Consider the following 15002-nt stretch of genomic DNA (forward strand, 5'->3'; position numbering starts at 1 on the left):
AGTGTAAAAGGGTGCACCTCAGGCTGTGAAACGGTAAAATTTGCAGAGTGCTGTGAAAAAATTTGAAAGGAAAGTCGATGTGGTCTGAATATGCCCTTGAGGTAGTTGATGCCGTAGCACGTACCGGCAGCTTTAGCGCCGCGGCGCAGGAGCTGCACCGTGTGCCGTCTGCCGTCAGCTATACGGTGCGGCAGCTGGAAACCTGGCTGGCAGTGGCGCTGTTTGAACGTCAGCATCGCGAGGTCACCCTGACCGCGGCCGGCGAACATTTTGTTCGTGAAGGACGGGACGTTATCAAAAAAATGCTCGCTACCCGCAGGCAGTGTCAACAGCTGGCAAACGGCTGGCGCGGACAGCTCAGCATTGCAGTTGACCGGATTGTGAAACTGCCGCGCAGCCGTCAACTGGTGACCGATTTCTATCGACACTTCCCCGATATGGAGTTGCATATCAGCTATGAGGTCTTTAACGGCGTCTGGGACGCGCTGGCCGACGGGCGGGTAGACGTCGCTATTGGCGCAACCCAGGCCATACCGGTTGGCGGTCGCTTTGCCTTTCGCGATATGGGGGCGCTGAACTGGCGCTGCGTGGTTGCGCGTCACCATCCGCTGACACAGCAGTCCCGGCTGGATGATGATGTGCTGCGCGCCTGGCCATCGCTGGTGCTGGAGGATACCTCACGCGCGCTGCCGCGCCGTATGACCTGGACGCTGGATAACCAGCGGCGCCTGGTAGTGCCTGACTGGCAGGCGGGGCTGGTTTGCGTGCTGGATGGGCTATGCGTAGCGATGATGCCGGGGCACCTTGCACGTCCTCTGCTGGACAGGGGTGAACTGGCAGAGCTCACGCTGCCGGTCACTTTTCCCGATAGCCATTGCTGCGTGAGCTGGTCAGAAGAGCGGGCATCACCCGCGCTCAGCTGGCTACTGAGCTATCTGGGCGATGCGCAAACGCTAAATCAGGAGTGGTTAAGCGAAGATTAACGGCGATAGTCGCGGAACGGACCGTCAGCTACAGAGCGACGTTCAATCAGCGCCGGATGCACTTCGATGGTCTGTGACTCTTCACGTTTACTGGTAATACGGTCCAGCAACATCTCCAGCGCCTTCTCACCGAGCTGGGCTTTGGGCTGGTGTACCGTGGTCAGGGCGGGCGTGAAGTAGCGTGCGTTACGTACGTTGTCATAACCGATCACCGAAATGTCCTGCGGCACGCGCAGCCCCATCTCATCGGCCGCGCAGATCGCACCCATCGCCATAATATCGCCTCCGCAGAATATTGCTGTCGGACGCTGTTTCTGCTGCAGGATCTGCTGCATCGCCTGGTAGCCCGATTCAGGCTCAAAGTCGCCCTGCACGATCCATTCAGAACGCACGGCGATGCCAGCCTCCTCCAGTGCTTTGAGAAAACCGGCGTGGCGACCGCCGCCGGTATTGCGCTCCAGCTGGCCGGGGATAGCGCCGATATCGCGATGGCCGCGCTCGATCAAATAGCGACCTGCCAGATAGCCACCCTGGAAAGCATTATCCAGTACGGTATCGGTAAAATCACCGCGCGATTCGCCCCAGTCCATCACGACCATGGGGATGTTGCGGTTCTCTTCCAGCATTTTTAGCAGGTCTTCCGGATATTCAGAGCACATCACCAGCAGGCCATCAACACGTTTTTGCGCCATCATCGACAGGTAGGCGCGCTGCTTTTGTAAATCGTTATGCGCATTGCCGAGGATAAGGGTATAGCCACGTTCAAAGCAGTGGTGCTCAACCGCTTCAATGATCTCAGCAAAATAGGGCGCCTCGCTTGAGGTTGCCAGCAGACCCAGCGTTTTGGTGTGGTTGACTTTCAGGCTGCGCGCTACGGCGCTGGGCGAATAGTGCAGTTCCTGAATTGCCTGCCAGACGGCATTGCGCGTCTCTTCCGCAACAAAACGCGTTTTGTTAATTACGTGAGAAACGGTCGTCGTTGAGACACCGGCGCGCTTTGCGACATCTTTGATTGTTGCCATTAAAAAGAAACTCCAGAACCTGTCAGTAAGCTACTGATAAGCATAATGTTAAACGTTTGCGTCCGCTAAGGTTATTTTCTGTTAATTTGCTGCATTTCTTGACGGAAAAGTCATTACCTGGCAGGAAAAAAACAGGGGCTGTTGCGTGCGGACTAAACTGCGGTTGCGCCAGTTGCGCAACAAAGGCGGGGATTCTAGCAAGGCTTGCGAGATAACACGAGATTTTTACCGCCAGCTATGGGAAAATTGCGCAAGACCATAATAACTGTGTGGGTAAGGAGGGGGGAAATGAGTACCGATTTAAAACTGGCATTGATGACCACTGGTGCGGCGCTGCTGATGATTGTGACGTTCAGCCTCACCGCCATCCTGCATTAAAGTGGCACAAAAAAAACCGGGATATCCCGGTTTTTTTATCTCAGCGTATGGTCTTTGGCGTCATCATGCGGCGTGCGCCGATATAATGGCGCTGCCAGTAATCCTCTGAAAGCGCGCTGATTTGAATATCTTTTCCAGTGCGCGGCGACTGAATAAATTTACCGTTGCCGAGATAGACGCCTACATGATCGGCGGTGCCGCGTCCGTTAATGCGGAAAAAGACCAGATCGCCTTTCTCCAGCGATTCGCGCTTGATCGGTGAGGCGTCGCGCAGATGGTACATCTCATTGGCGGTGCGCGGAATTCTGAATTTCACCAGATCTTTATAGGCATACCAGACCAGGCCGCTACAGTCGAAACCAGTGTGCGGTGAGCTGCCACCCCATTGATAGGGTTTACCCAGCTGCCCCATCAGTTTGGTCATCGCCGTTTCACGCGCCTTCTGGTAACGCAGGCGGTGAGACTTGCTCATTTTGATGGTAGTGCCGTCGTCCGCTTCCACTTTCTGCACGTTTGCAGCGCGGGTAGTTTTGATGCTGCTCAGTGTGCGCTGATGACCATAGCGTTTACGGGAGGAAGATGACGATTTTTTGGGTTTACTGGCGGAGTGAGAAAGTGACGCGGTTTCGATTTTCTGCTGCTTTTTGACTTTTGATTTTTGTGAAGCAGGCAGGCGAGACTTCTTCGCGCTGGTTTTTACCGGCCGACGCTTGCGCCGCTCATCTTCGCGCGCACTCTTTTTCTCCGCTTTATGCAGACTGGCATTAACCGGCGTTTGCGGCGAAGCCGAAGCGACGTTAAGAAACAGTTGGGCAAAAGCTAAAATGAAAAGCGTAATCAGTAAACGCATAGTCCGGTTACAGGGTTAGCGGTTACGACAACTGGCCGTAACGAGGTTAGAAAAATCTGATCAAGGATCAGCGCCGGGGCCATTCTAAGCCAGGTTTTTTTCAAAAGTTAAGCCATTTTTCCATTAAACTGTTACAGGGTAGAAGTTGCATTCAAAATAAGCAATTTCAGTAGTTTATAACAGCAGAGTTATTACCAGTTATGAACAGCTCAGGTTTTGATTATCGTCAGAAAAGGTCAAAACTTTACGAAACGATTTAACAAACATGGCGTTTTTGCCCGGCAAGCCAGAAATTGTCGTTTTCAGGGGCGGGGCGAAGTCGCTACAATAAACAAACACGAAGTAGGGAATTAAGGAAGGCAATTATGAGTACTGTAGAAAAAATTCAGCGCCAGATCGCAGAAAACCCGGTCCTGCTGTACATGAAAGGTTCCCCGAAGCTGCCAAGCTGCGGCTTCTCTGCGCAGGCGGTACAGGCGCTTTCGGCCTGTGGTGAGCGTTTTGCTTACGTGGATATTCTGCAGAACCCTGATATTCGCGCCGAGCTGCCGAAATACGCCAACTGGCCGACTTTCCCGCAGCTGTGGGTAGACGGTGAACTGGTCGGCGGCTGTGACATTATTGTTGAGATGTTCCAGCGTGGTGAGCTGCAGTCGCTGATCAAAGAGACGGCAGAGAAGCATAAAGAAGCAGAATAAACAAAAAGGCCGACTCAGTCGGCCTTTTTTGTCTTCAGGCTGATGCGGCCTCGCTCTCGTCATCCGCATCCACCGCCGGCAGCGGCCAGCCGCCCAGACGCTTCCAGCGATTAACCAGTTCGCAAAACAGCGTCGCCGTCTGTTCGGTATCGTAGAGCGCAGAGTGCGCCTGCGTACTGTCAAAATCCATACCCGCTGCTTTACAGGCTTTTGCCAGTACCGTTTGTCCCAGCACCAGCCCGCTGAGCGCCGCTGTATCAAAGGTCGCGAAAGGATGGAAAGGGTTACGCTTCAGTCCTGCGCGCCCGGCTGCCGCCATCATAAAATTCAGATCAAAGGTTGCGTTGTGCGCCACCATGATGGCGCGGTTACAGCTATGATCTTTGATGCCCTTGCGCACCATTTTGAATATGGCGTGCAGCGCCTCATATTCACTGACCGCGCCGCGTAGCGGGTTGCCGGGATCGATGCCGGTGAACGCCAGCGCTTCCGGATGCAGCAGGGCACCTTCAAAAGGGGCGACGTTAAAGTGCAGCGTCTGGTCGCGATGCAGCCAACCGTCTTCATCCATTTTCAGCGTGGTTGCGGCAATCTCCAGCAACGCATCGGTTTGCGCGTTGAAGCCTGCGGTTTCAACATCGATCACCACAGGATAAAAACCTCGGAAACGTTGATTTAGCGCGTTCAGGGAGTTTGTTTCAGACATCAGCATCTCATTGCAGAAAATAGGCAGCGCGCATTATGGCAAAAAAAAAGGGAGGGTGCAGCAGAAGGCAAAGCTTCAGCCTGCCGCAACGGGCAGACTGAAGCGGCAAACTCAGTTGCCCAGGCCGTGACCGGCATGTTTATTTTCGATCAGCTCAATTTTGTAGCCGTCGGGATCTTCAACAAAGGCGATAATTGTTGAGCCGCCTTTTACCGGGCCCGCTTCGCGCGTCACGTTACCACCCGCGTTACGGATGCGATCGCAGGTTGCTGCTACGTCATCCACGCCCAGCGCGATGTGGCCGTAAGCATTGCCCATATCGTAGCTGTCCACACCCCAGTTGTAGGTCAGCTCAATCACTGCGCCTTCGCTCTCTTCGGTATAGCCCACGAATGCCAGCGTGTATTTATACTCGGTATTTTCGCTCTGACGCAGCACGCGCATGCCCAGGACGCGAGTGTAAAAATCGATGGAGCGTTGCAGATCGCCAACGCGTAACATGGTGTGAAGTAAACGCATAACATCCTCTTTTATTGACGCGCCATCTCGCAATGACGCAAACGCTAAGTATAGCGATGAAAATAGCAAAACAGGGCGGCTGACGTAATTGCTGTTACGCCAGCACCCTGTTTAAAGCGTTGGGTAGTCGGTGTAGCCCTCTGCGCCACCGCCGTAAAAACTTTCCGGACGCTGCGGGTTGAGCGGGGCATCCTGCTGCAAACGCGCCACCAGATCGGGGTTAGCGATAAAGTCGCGACCGAAGGCCACCGCGTCAATCAGACCGCGTGTAATCAGATCGTCCGCTTTTTCCACGCTATAGGCCCCTGCGCCGATAATGACGCCCGGGAAGAGATCGCGCACTTTTTCACGGAAAGCGTCGCTGTAAGGCTTACCGCCCGCCCAGTCTGGTTCAGAAAGGTGCAGATAAGCGATATTGCGCTTAGCCAGCTCGCCGATATACCAGAGTGCGGCTTTCTCTTCTTCAGGACCATTGTCCAGATTCTGAAAGCTACCAATTGGCGAAATGCGAATGCCGATGCGGTCGGCAGACCAGTTGGCGATAGCGGCATCGACAACCTCCAGCGCAAAGCGGCCGCGTTTTTCAATGCTGCCGCCATATTCGTCGGTACGCTGGTTTGAATCGGGTGCGAGGAACTGGTGCATCAGATAACCGTGCGCCGAGTGCAGCTCCAGCAGGTCAAAATCGGCTTCGCGCGCGTTGGCAGCTGCCTGGCCGAAATCAGCCACAATCTGTTTGATCTCTGCGACAGAGAGTTCGCGCGGTGTAGAGGTTTCTTCACGGTAGACGCTGCCATCTTCAGCGCGCAGCGAGGTACGCGTACCGGCCGCGATAGCAGATGGCGCGACGGGCGCTTCTCCGCCCGGCTGTACATTGCGGTGCGAAATACGTCCGGTATGCCACAGCTGAACGGCGCTGTGACCGCCCGCTTCATGGATGCCTGCGTTAATGGCTTTCCAGGCAGCGATCTGCGGCTGAGTATGAAGACCGGGCGCACCGGCGTAGCCTTTTGCCTGAAAAGAAATCTGCGTTGCCTCGGTAATAATCAGGCCTGCACTGGCGCGCTGACGATAATATTCGCCCATCAGCGGCGTAGGGATGTCGCCAGGCTCAATACTGCGCAGGCGCGTCAGCGGTGCCATAAATACGCGGTTTGGTACGGTAATCGCACCCACTTTAAGCGGGCTAAACAGCTGTGTACTCGCCATAACAACTCCTGTAGTAGACCGGTCAACTAGCAAACGGTGTTTTTAAAATCAGTGGGGTTGTAGCCACTGTTCAATGGTGCTTAAAGCCAGGCGCAGTGGCAAAGGTTCGCGAGAAAGCTTGCTTTGCAGACTGGCGCCCAGCCATAAAATATAGATGAGATTTGCCATCTCCTGCGACGCAAAGGGCAGTGACAGCGTCTCGTGCTGCGCGGCGGCCTCCAGCGTTTGTGCATAGGTTGCAACAATGCGGCTGGCCCCGTGTTGCAACGCATCACGCATTGGCTCCGACAGATCGCATACCTCAGCAGACAGTTTCACCGCCAGACAGCCGACAATCAGCCCCTGCTCGCTGAACAGACGCTCCGCAGAGCGAAAGTGGGAAAGCAGCCGCTCGCGCGGGGTGCCTTCACCGTGCTGAAGCTGGGCAGTGACCTGCTGATGATGCTGGAGAAAATAGCGCTCCAGCAACGCCACGCCAAACGCCTCTTTCGAGCGAAAATAGTAGTAGAAGGAGCCTTTCGGCACCGCTGCCTGCGCCAGCAGTTCACTCAGGCCCATTCCGGTGAAACCCCGTTGTAAACAGAGCTGCTCGCCAGTAGCGAGCAGATGTTCACGGGTTTCATTGCGTTGCAGCGTCTTGTTCATGGCGCTTAAGGTAATAGACCGATCGGTCGAATGCAATCTTTACCCTGACTTTCGGCACGTTCTGATCATGTCGAGCGGCGGCTGGTATTCCCCGGTCTGCACGTCAAACATTCCCAGCAGCGTATGGAAAAGATTGTCCTGCGACACCGTTGCGTCTGGTGCCTGCTGACGTAAACAGGCTTCATCAATCCCGAAGGTTCTGGCATAGTCCGGCGACATCCACAGTAGCAGAGGGATGTGCGTTTGCTGCGAAGGCGCGAACAGATAGGGGGCGCCATGCAGATACATGCCGTGCTCGCCCAGCGATTCACCATGATCGGAGAGATAGATCAGCGCGACGTTAAACCGGCTGCTCAGCGCTTTCAGCTTATCAATGGTGCGACTGATCATATCGTCGCTGTAGAGCAGCGTGTTGTCGTAGGTATTCATCAGTGCCTGATGGTCGCAATCCTGAATCTGATTGCTGTCGCAGGTTGGCGTGAACTGGCGAAACTGTGGCGGATAGCGGCGATAGTAGGCAGGGCCGTGGCTGCCCATCTGGTGAAGCACGATAATGCCGTCATTGTTCAGGCTTTGCGTGTAGTTATCCAGCCGATGCAACAGCACATCATCCAGACAGGAGCCCTCTTTGCAGTAATCGCTTAATTTCCACTGCGTCATATCCGTATGCGGAACCCGATTGCAGGCCCCTTTACACCCACCATCGTTTTCGCGCCACAGCACGCTTATACCCGCATGAGCCAGAATATCCAGTACGCCATCCTGATGATGCGCCAGACTGGCATCGTAATGGGCGCGCGGCATAGCCGAAAACATGCAGGGCACAGAAACAGAGGTCTCTGTGCCGCAGGAGGTGGCCTGCGGATAGTAGATCACATTCTGTTTTTTGAGCTGGGGGTTAGTCTCACGCGCGTAGCCGCCCAGCGAAAAGTTCTCTGCGCGGGCAGTCTCGCCCACCACCAGCACCACCAGCGTTTTTTTCTGCTCAGCGGTTATCGCTGGCCCTTTATGCGCATCCTGGCCGATGTGCACCCAGGCCTGACTGCCTTTTAACCAGCGGTCGTCAATATAGTGACCCGTCCCGCTGATGATGTTGGCTGGCGTTACCATCTTGACCAGTCCTTTGTTATTACGGATGAGCGACGCGTAATCTTTATAAAAAAGGATCGCCATCAAAAGGATGACGCCAAGCGATATCGCCATAAAAAGTGCGCGATAAGCCAGATTCATCCACCAGCTTTCACGACGCCTGAATCGCACCGACGTCATAAGGAGGGTGGGAAGCAGGCCCATTACCCCCACCCAGATAATGGCGTTGCGACTGACCAGCGCAGTAGACTCTTGCAGATCGGTTTCAAACACGTTCTGCACCATGTTGGTGTCAATCACCGTACCGAAGGTGAACATGAAATAATTGGCTGCTGCGCTCGACAGAATGAGCACCGCCAGCAGCGGTTTGCGCAAGTAAGGCCAGGCGATCAGATTAAATATCAGCGTAAACGCAGCGGTCAGCACGATGGGAAGGCTGACCGCAAAGGCATAATCGTGCAGCGAGGTATAAGGAATTCGTTCCCAGGCACGGAACAAGAAAAGGCCGTTTAGCACCACAGCAAAGAAGAGCGAAACGAGAAAGTTAAAGGTGCTTTCGTGACAGCGTAACGTTTTGGTCAGCATGGTTTTCCACAGAAAAAGCAAAAAGTTGCCTGAGCAGCATAACGCTTAATGCTGAGGGTAACCTTAACACGGTCTAAACAATATAGTGGGACAGGGCGTTTGCAAAGGTATAAATCACATTTCGTGATTTCTGTTGCAGGCTACGCCGGGAAACGGGCGGCGACTAAGCTATCTTATAAACAGGCCTGCTTATCTGGAGTAGTTGTGGCTGAACAGCTTGAATTTTTCCCGGTGCCCAGCCCCTGTCGCGGAATCTGTCAGGTGGATGGGCGTGGCTACTGCATAGGCTGCCTGCGCAGCCGCGATGAGCGCTTTAACTGGATGAGGTTGAGCGATGCGCAGAAGCGTGAGGTGCTGCGGCTTTGTTATCAGCGCCGTCTGCGCCTGCTGCGTCAGCAAAAAACCAGTGACGATCCCGATCCGCAGCAGCCATCCCTGTTCTGATACCTTTTCGTTATACTCCCTGACACGCATCGAAAAACAGGTACAGGGATATCACTATGCTTCAGCCGCAAACCGTCGCGCCGCAGGGTCCGGCATTCTCTCCGCTGATTATGGGCTACTGGCGTTTAATGGAGTGGAACATGACGCCGCAGCAGTGCGTCAGTTTCATCGAGCACCATCTCTCTCTGGGGATCACCACCGTTGACCATGCTGATATCTACGGCGACTATCGCTGCGAAGCGGCTTTTGGTGAAGCGTTAAAACGCTCGCCAGGTCTGCGTGACCGGCTGCAAATTGTCACCAAGTGTGGCATCGCTACGCGCGCCCGACCAGAACATCAGATCGGTCACTACATTACTGACAAAGCACATATCATCGCGAGTGCGGAAAACGCTCTGGGCCATTTTGCTACCGACCGGCTGGATCTGCTGCTGATCCATCGCCCCGATCCGCTGATGAACGCCGATGAGGTTGCTGAGGCGTTTCTGGCGCTACATCAGAGTGGAAAAGTGTTGCACTTCGGGGTGTCAAACTTTACGCCCTCACAGTTCACACTCTTACAGTCGCGCCTGCCTTTTACGCTGGTCACGAATCAGGTGGAAATCTCACCTGTTCAGCAAAACGTCCTGCTGGACGGCACGCTTGATCAGTGTCAGCAGATGCGCCTGCGGCCGATGGCCTGGTCTTGCCTCGGTGGAGGAGAACTGTTTAACGATCCGCACTACCAACCGCTGCGTGATGAACTGGAAACTATCCGGCGCGAAACCGGTGCTGCCAGTCTGGCACAGGTGGTCTATGCCTGGGTTCTGGCGCTTCCCGCTCGGCCGCTGCCGATTATTGGCTCTGGTCACCCGGAGCGCGTCAGCGATGCGGTCGGGGCGCTGCAAATCGCGCTGGATCGCCAGCAGTGGTTCCGCATCCGCAAGGCAGCCCTGGGCTATGATGTGCCCTAAAGCGTAAAGGTGTGTCAAACCACGGCAGGAATCAAAAATTACGGCCAGGCTTATCACATCCTGTGGGAAAGATAAGAGGCAATAATGAAAAAAACGATTCTGGCGTGTTTATTTATGACGAGCAGCGTTATGGCTGCTCACGCACTGGCTGAAGAGGTAACGCTGCACAAGGTGACCGCAGAAGGTATCGGTGAAGCTATCGGTACCGTTACTATTCAGCAGACAACCTATGGCCTGCAGTTTACACCAGCGCTCAAGGGGCTGACGCCGGGCGTGCATGGTTTCCATGTGCATGCCAACGGCAGCTGTGAGCCTGGCGTGTCTGAGGGCAAAACGGTTGCAGCAGGCGCGGCGGGTGGGCATCTCGATCCGCAAAAAACCGGCAAGCACCTGGGGCCCTATGGTGAAGGGCATATCGGTGATTTACCCGCCGTCTATGTTGATGAGCAAGGTAATGCCACCTATCCGGTGCTGGCTCCGCGCCTGAAGTCGCTGGATGAGATCAAGGGCAAAGCGCTGATGGTGCACGTCGGCGGTGACAATCATGCCGATCATCCGCAGCCGCTTGGCGGCGGCGGCGCACGCTACGCCTGCGGCGTCATCTAGCGGCTGGCTCTCAGACGGCTCCTTTCAGGAGCCGTTTTAATATCATTTAGTTTAGCTTGTGGTTATATTCTCCTGACGGTTTACCGCCTATGATGCTGATTCTTGACGTTTTCATCAGGTGCGGTCAAAGGAGAAAGGAATGAACAAAGCGGGCGCACTGCTGTTATGTCTGCTGCTGGCGGGCTGCGACGGGACCAATGACACTCAGTTGATGACGGAAACCGGACGTCAGCTGCAACGTACCATCGACGCCAGCCCGGCGCGACGCGAGTGTGAAAATATCGCAAAAGGGCGCGAGTGGTTAAGCCACGGCGCCCGAAAACGACTTGAAGAGAAGGGCTGTCAGTTTGTGCTGCGCAGCGCAACCGAAACGAATTTCGCAGAAGCGGCCGTTTACCGGACCAGCATGACCATGGTGTGCGGCAGCATTATTGGCAAGAGCTTCACCGGCAGCGACATCAGGCGCCGCTTTATCTACTCGCCGGAGGAGCGCGCGCTGGTGATTGAACCGATGTCCACTAACGATAAAACTCGCTTCGAACAGCGTAAATCGCTGTCACAGCTGCAGGCCGATTTTGAGCGCCAGCAGCTGCAATACTGTAAGTGATTATGCAGGCACCGCTTGCTTCAGCTGTGCCAGCGAACAGCGTAAGCGCCACAACATCCCCGCCAGCGTACTGGCGTCGACGCTGCCGTCTGCGACCAGCTGGCGAATCATCTCATCCAGCTTCACCAGCGAATGCTCAAGCGAGGTGTGCTGCACGCCACGTGCGCTCATTATGCGCTGTAAATCCCGCAGACTGGTTTCGCGCATGTACGCCAGCGAGGATGACGCAGGCTGCCAGCCGCGCAGTTGCCAGACAATGTGTGAGCAGTTCAGCAGCACGACGCCCCAGCGCAGCAGCCAGACGCGCGCCTGTTCATCGCGGCTGCTGCTCAGCTGGCTGATGCGGTGGTAGATTTGCGATTCAAAGCGGCTTTCACTCAGGCGTGGACGCGGCCGCATCTGATCGAGAAATGCCATACGCAGGGCGCGAATATGGCGGCGGCTGCGGCGAGCATCGGAGCTGGGACGCAGGATCTGGAACGCCAGCCAGGCAAGCATCACACCACACACTTTGGCGATGTTATCATTCAGAAAGTCAGCGTAATCCCAGTCTGGCGGATTAGTCACGGCGATAAACGAGCCCATAAAAACGATAAACTGGCCCCACAGCCCGGCGCGCTGCGTCTGTTGCAGCTTGAACAGCTGAAGCGTAATCAGTAGCGGGAACAAAAAAAGCAAAAACTGCCACAGCTGTGAAATCTGTACCATTAGTCCAAACTTCATAACAAAGCTGAACAGTGACAGCCAGAGCAGGGTTTTTAGCAGCAGCGATACGCTCCCGCCTGGCGAGGGGGCTGATGAGTAAAGTACGCAGGCGATCGCGGTGAGGGTAAGCGCCGCCGCGCCGGACGACCACTGGGTGTTGATCCAGAACGCGCAGCCCGCCACGATGACGCTGAAGGTACGCAGAGCACTCCAGCCCGCTTCAGCGCTGTCGCTTTCGCGCGCCAGAGAAGGGACACGGGGTGGCTGAAGGCGGCTGTCGGCATCAGCACGGGCGATCAGTCGAATCCAGCGGCTGACATTAAGGTACATCCAGCAGAAATAGCGCAATCGCTGACAAAAGGCGCGCTGACGATAATCGCCGTCGGCGGCGGGGGTAACGCTGCGCAAAATCTGTGCCAGCCGGTATTTATCGCACTGCGCGCTGGCCAGTTCCTGCATCAGTGCGTGGATCGCGTCATACAGCGACGGCGGCGCATCGGGCCAGTTAAGTAACATGCGACGTAGGCTGGAGAGCACGCTGGTCAGACGCAACTGCTGGTGGAGCACATAATTAAGCACATTGTTATGGCGGCGAAAGCGGTAGTGACTCCAGAACGCCTGAATACGCAGCAGGTTCATGGTCAGGATCTGGCTAATCACCGCCTCATGGGCGCTGCGCACGTTATCGCCAGCGGAAGGCTGTAACAGCAGAGCAGCGTGCTCAAGCAGGCGCGCATGCATCTTTTGCAGCGACAGGATAAGCGTCTCGCCATCTGATGTACTGGGCAGCACCATCATCATAAAGCCCGCACACAATATGCCCGAGATCACTTCGCACACGCGCGCCTGCGCCAGCGTCCAGAGATCTGTGACGTCGGTAAGATTGACGCTGCTGAAGACGATAATGGCTGCGGTGTAGCCCGCCAGCGAGAAGGCGTAGGCGACATTATTCTGATAATGGTTGGCGATACCGGTACACAACGCCAGCCATCCGGCAATAAAAAAGGTAAACAGCCAGGGCTCGTTCAGCGTATGACCGGCAATCACCAGTGCGGCGCCCGCGCCCAGCAGGCTACCCGCAATGCGCCCAAGACTTTTACTGATGGCACCGCCGACGGTAGGAAAACTGATTACCGCCGCCGAGGTCATTGCCCAGTAGGGCTCGTCCAGGTCAAGCACATAGGCGATAGTCAGTGCCAGACACATGGCGATGGCGTTACGCAGCGCATAGCGCCACTGGTTCGCCGTCGCTTGAACCCAGGGGAGCCGATCCCATGCCAGCCAGTGCAGATTCATAACGCGCTCAGGGCTGAATAGCGATCGTGCAGGTGGTGCCCGCCACCAGCGGCACGCTGTCGGGAATAGTGGCTAAGCGAATGCGCACCGGTACGCGCTGTGCCAGCCGAACCCAGGGCACATTGGGTTTGATGTCTGGCACCAGCCCGCTGTCACTGTCGACGCTCTGGTCATAGATGGCCCGCCCGATACTCTCCACGCTGCCCTGTAGCCGCGCACCGTTACTGTAGAGCACTATCTGTGCGGGTGCACCGGGGCGAATATGACGCAGCTTGGTCTCTTCGAAATAGCCCATTACGTAGTAGGAGTGGCTGTCGAGCAGTGCAAATAGCGGCGTACCCGCCGTTGCATAGTCCCCCGGGCGCAGCCTCAGATTGGTGATCCAGCCGTCGACAGGGGCAACCACCGTGGTTTGCTGTAGATCCCAGTGCGCCCGGTCGCGTGCCGCCTGTGCAGCCTTAGCACTGGCGGCCATCGATTCAGCATTGAGCCGTGCGGCATCCAGATCCTCTGCGGAGATGACATTGCGCGGCAATCTGGCGCGTCGGCGGGATTCATGCTGCGCCTTTGCCAGTTCAGCCTGCGCTTTAGCCAGATCCGCCTCGGCGTTATCCAGCGCAATCTGCCAGGGCACAGTATCAAGGGTGAGCAGCGTTTCGCCTTTATGGACGAACTGATTGTCTCTGACCTTCACGCTGACAATGCGCGCAGAGATCTGCGGCGTGATCTCCACCAGCTCGGCGCGCACTTTACCGTCACGCGTCCAGGGAGACTGCATGTAATAGTTCCACATCCACCAGCCAGCCAGCAGAGCGGCTGCAAATACGATCAGGGTCGAAAAATATTTTACTGCGTTGAGTTTCATTGTGGGTATCCCTGGCTCAACAGGATAAGTGCGGCGGTCACGCAGAGCACAAACAGCGATAAATCCAGCAGGGTCGGATGCCAGACGTCGCCAGAATAGATCCAGCTGCGCAGCAGCGGATGGATGATGAGCCAAAAAAAGAAGCCGAGCAGAACCGCTTTAAACAGCGGCGGAAAAAAGAGTGACGCACCGAATACCAGATCGGTAAAAGGCTGGGATGAGGGTAGAAAAGTGTGGGCCACGTAGCATCCTCCTGATATGACCCGGGCAATGGTCTCAAAAAAGCGTAGATGAGCGTTTGCCGCTTCGCCTGGGTTTGTAATTTATCCGTTAAACTCGCAGAATAGTGTAAAATCTGGCTTGATAGCTAGCAAGCTAATTATAAGGAGGTGAAATGGATACGACCCTTGGAACGGATTTGTCCCGGCTGGTGCGCATCTGGCGCGCGTTGATCGATCAACGCCTCAAGCCGCTTGAACTCACACAGACACACTGGGTTACGTTACACAATATTCACCAGCTGCCGCCGGAACAGTCACAGATTCAGCTGGCAAAAGCGATCGGTATTGAACAGCCGTCGCTGGTACGCACGCTGGATCAGCTGGAAGAGAAGGGATTAATCACGCGTTCAACCTGCGCCAACGATCGTCGTGCGAAGCGCATTAAGCTGACACAGCAGGCGGAGCCGATTATCGAACAGGTCGAAAATGTGATCGATGCAACGCGCGACGATATTCTCGCGGGCATCAGCCGGGAAGAGATCAATCAGGTTGTGACGCTGATAGCCCGACTGGAGAAAAATATCCTTGAGCTACAACACCGGGAAAAATAAAAAAACCGAC

18 protein-coding genes are annotated in these 15002 nt (G+C 55.5%); 8 read left to right on the plus strand and 10 right to left on the minus strand.

All coding sequences use genetic code 11. The annotated features are described in order from the left end of the window. The first annotated feature begins 77 nt into the window (after nucleotides 1–77). Entirely contained in the window at nucleotides 78–983 is a 906-nt protein-coding gene (gene punR, locus HP564_RS04490) for a DNA-binding transcriptional activator PunR (protein WP_371240539.1), read from the plus strand. On the opposite strand, the gene purR is transcribed toward punR, so the two are convergent. Then, nucleotides 980–2005, minus strand: a complete 1026-nt coding sequence (gene purR / locus HP564_RS04495) for an HTH-type transcriptional repressor PurR (RefSeq protein WP_371240541.1) — start codon at nucleotides 2003–2005, stop codon at nucleotides 980–982. The two genes, punR and purR, sit on opposite strands and share 4 nt — an antisense overlap. A gap of 288 nt (nucleotides 2006–2293) precedes the next feature. On the opposite strand from purR, the gene HP564_RS04500 reads away from it, so the two are divergent. Next, the gene (locus HP564_RS04500) at nucleotides 2294–2383 is read left to right on the plus strand and encodes a YnhF family membrane protein (RefSeq protein ID WP_371240543.1); all 90 of its coding nucleotides are present in this window, start codon (nucleotides 2294–2296) and stop codon (nucleotides 2381–2383) included. A gap of 40 nt (nucleotides 2384–2423) precedes the next feature. Here HP564_RS04500 and HP564_RS04505 read toward each other — a convergent pair whose 3' ends face one another. After that, complete coding sequence (locus tag HP564_RS04505; RefSeq protein ID WP_371240545.1) at nucleotides 2424–3233, minus strand: C40 family peptidase; 810 nt, start codon at nucleotides 3231–3233, stop codon at nucleotides 2424–2426. A gap of 362 nt (nucleotides 3234–3595) precedes the next feature. On the opposite strand from HP564_RS04505, the gene HP564_RS04510 reads away from it, so the two are divergent. Then, on the plus strand, nucleotides 3596–3931 hold the full coding sequence (locus tag HP564_RS04510) for a Grx4 family monothiol glutaredoxin (protein WP_179256429.1): 336 nt from the start codon (nucleotides 3596–3598) through the stop codon (nucleotides 3929–3931). Between the two features lie 34 nt (nucleotides 3932–3965). Here HP564_RS04510 and rnt read toward each other — a convergent pair whose 3' ends face one another. From rnt to eptA, 5 genes are all read right to left on the minus strand, one after another. Next, the gene (rnt, locus tag HP564_RS04515) at nucleotides 3966–4637 is read right to left on the minus strand and encodes a ribonuclease T (RefSeq protein ID WP_371240547.1); all 672 of its coding nucleotides are present in this window, start codon (nucleotides 4635–4637) and stop codon (nucleotides 3966–3968) included. Nucleotides 4638–4748: 111 nt separating this feature from the next. Continuing rightward, nucleotides 4749–5156, minus strand: coding sequence for a lactoylglutathione lyase (gloA, locus tag HP564_RS04520; RefSeq protein ID WP_371240549.1), 408 nt, complete (start codon nucleotides 5154–5156; stop codon nucleotides 4749–4751). A 111-nt stretch (nucleotides 5157–5267) separates the two neighbouring features. Then, nucleotides 5268–6365, minus strand: a complete 1098-nt coding sequence (locus HP564_RS04525) for an alkene reductase (RefSeq protein ID WP_371240550.1) — start codon at nucleotides 6363–6365, stop codon at nucleotides 5268–5270. 48 nt (nucleotides 6366–6413) lie between these two features. Next, nucleotides 6414–7010 (minus strand): TetR/AcrR family transcriptional regulator, encoded by a 597-nt coding sequence (locus tag HP564_RS04530; RefSeq protein WP_371240689.1) that lies wholly within the window; start codon nucleotides 7008–7010, stop codon nucleotides 6414–6416. A gap of 39 nt (nucleotides 7011–7049) precedes the next feature. Next, nucleotides 7050–8684, minus strand: a complete 1635-nt coding sequence (eptA, locus tag HP564_RS04535) for a phosphoethanolamine transferase EptA (RefSeq protein WP_371240552.1) — start codon at nucleotides 8682–8684, stop codon at nucleotides 7050–7052. Between the two features lie 204 nt (nucleotides 8685–8888). Between eptA and HP564_RS04540 the strand changes: the two genes are divergently transcribed. The 4 genes from HP564_RS04540 (at nucleotide 8889) to HP564_RS04555 (ending at nucleotide 11294) form a co-directional block, all read left to right on the plus strand. Continuing rightward, entirely contained in the window at nucleotides 8889–9128 is a 240-nt protein-coding gene (locus tag HP564_RS04540) for a DUF1289 domain-containing protein (protein WP_371240554.1), read from the plus strand. Nucleotides 9129–9184: 56 nt separating this feature from the next. Next, entirely contained in the window at nucleotides 9185–10081 is an 897-nt protein-coding gene (locus HP564_RS04545) for an aldo/keto reductase family oxidoreductase (RefSeq protein WP_371240556.1), read from the plus strand. 84 nt (nucleotides 10082–10165) lie between these two features. Next, nucleotides 10166–10687, plus strand: a complete 522-nt coding sequence (gene sodC / locus HP564_RS04550) for a superoxide dismutase [Cu-Zn] SodC (RefSeq protein ID WP_371240557.1) — start codon at nucleotides 10166–10168, stop codon at nucleotides 10685–10687. A gap of 139 nt (nucleotides 10688–10826) precedes the next feature. Then, a complete protein-coding gene (locus HP564_RS04555; protein ID WP_371240559.1) occupies nucleotides 10827–11294 on the plus strand; it encodes a hypothetical protein in 468 nt (155 codons plus the stop codon). Here the strand turns inward: HP564_RS04555 and HP564_RS04560 are convergent, their stop codons facing one another. Genes HP564_RS04560 through HP564_RS04570 form a run of 3 tightly spaced genes read right to left on the minus strand, consistent with a single transcriptional unit; the run spans nucleotide 11295 to nucleotide 14402 of the window. Further along, nucleotides 11295–13295 carry an FUSC family protein gene (locus tag HP564_RS04560; protein WP_371240561.1) on the minus strand — a complete coding sequence of 667 codons (2001 nt, stop codon included), beginning with the start codon at nucleotides 13293–13295 and terminating at the stop codon, nucleotides 11295–11297. A 7-nt stretch (nucleotides 13296–13302) separates the two neighbouring features. Further along, on the minus strand, nucleotides 13303–14160 hold the full coding sequence (locus HP564_RS04565) for an efflux RND transporter periplasmic adaptor subunit (RefSeq protein WP_371240563.1): 858 nt from the start codon (nucleotides 14158–14160) through the stop codon (nucleotides 13303–13305). Further along, nucleotides 14157–14402 (minus strand): DUF1656 domain-containing protein, encoded by a 246-nt coding sequence (locus tag HP564_RS04570; protein WP_371240565.1) that lies wholly within the window; start codon nucleotides 14400–14402, stop codon nucleotides 14157–14159. The genes HP564_RS04565 and HP564_RS04570 overlap by 4 nt, the downstream gene beginning before the upstream one ends. A 152-nt stretch (nucleotides 14403–14554) precedes the next feature. Here HP564_RS04570 and slyA point away from each other — a divergent pair, with 152 nt between their 5' ends. Continuing rightward, a complete protein-coding gene (slyA, locus tag HP564_RS04575; RefSeq protein WP_371240567.1) occupies nucleotides 14555–14992 on the plus strand; it encodes a transcriptional regulator SlyA in 438 nt (145 codons plus the stop codon). The last annotated feature ends 10 nt before the right edge of the window (nucleotides 14993–15002 follow it).

The sequence above is a fragment of the Pantoea sp. KPR_PJ genome (genome assembly GCF_041386365.1).
Lineage (GTDB): Bacteria > Pseudomonadota > Gammaproteobacteria > Enterobacterales > Enterobacteriaceae > Pantoea.

Bases quoted from the DNA above. Each gene is read 5' to 3' on its own strand.
- HP564_RS04565 (WP_371240563.1), bottom strand. From the start codon at position 14,160: ATGAAACTCAACGCAGTAAAATATTTTTCGACCCTGATCGTATTTGCA.
- sodC (WP_371240557.1), top strand. From the start codon at position 10,166: ATGAAAAAAACGATTCTGGCGTGTTTATTTATGACGAGCAGCGTTATG.
- purR (WP_371240541.1), bottom strand. From the start codon at position 2,005: ATGGCAACAATCAAAGATGTCGCAAAGCGCGCCGGTGTCTCAACGACG.
- rnt (WP_371240547.1), bottom strand. From the start codon at position 4,637: ATGTCTGAAACAAACTCCCTGAACGCGCTAAATCAACGTTTCCGAGGT.
- slyA (WP_371240567.1), top strand. From the start codon at position 14,555: ATGGATACGACCCTTGGAACGGATTTGTCCCGGCTGGTGCGCATCTGG.
- HP564_RS04555 (WP_371240559.1), top strand. From the start codon at position 10,827: ATGAACAAAGCGGGCGCACTGCTGTTATGTCTGCTGCTGGCGGGCTGC.
- HP564_RS04545 (WP_371240556.1), top strand. From the start codon at position 9,185: ATGCTTCAGCCGCAAACCGTCGCGCCGCAGGGTCCGGCATTCTCTCCG.
- gloA (WP_371240549.1), bottom strand. From the start codon at position 5,156: ATGCGTTTACTTCACACCATGTTACGCGTTGGCGATCTGCAACGCTCC.
- HP564_RS04500 (WP_371240543.1), top strand. From the start codon at position 2,294: ATGAGTACCGATTTAAAACTGGCATTGATGACCACTGGTGCGGCGCTG.
- punR (WP_371240539.1), top strand. From the start codon at position 78: ATGTGGTCTGAATATGCCCTTGAGGTAGTTGATGCCGTAGCACGTACC.
- HP564_RS04560 (WP_371240561.1), bottom strand. From the start codon at position 13,295: ATGAATCTGCACTGGCTGGCATGGGATCGGCTCCCCTGGGTTCAAGCG.
- eptA (WP_371240552.1), bottom strand. From the start codon at position 8,684: ATGCTGACCAAAACGTTACGCTGTCACGAAAGCACCTTTAACTTTCTC.
- HP564_RS04505 (WP_371240545.1), bottom strand. From the start codon at position 3,233: ATGCGTTTACTGATTACGCTTTTCATTTTAGCTTTTGCCCAACTGTTT.
- HP564_RS04530 (WP_371240689.1), bottom strand. From the start codon at position 7,010: ATGAACAAGACGCTGCAACGCAATGAAACCCGTGAACATCTGCTCGCT.
- HP564_RS04525 (WP_371240550.1), bottom strand. From the start codon at position 6,365: ATGGCGAGTACACAGCTGTTTAGCCCGCTTAAAGTGGGTGCGATTACC.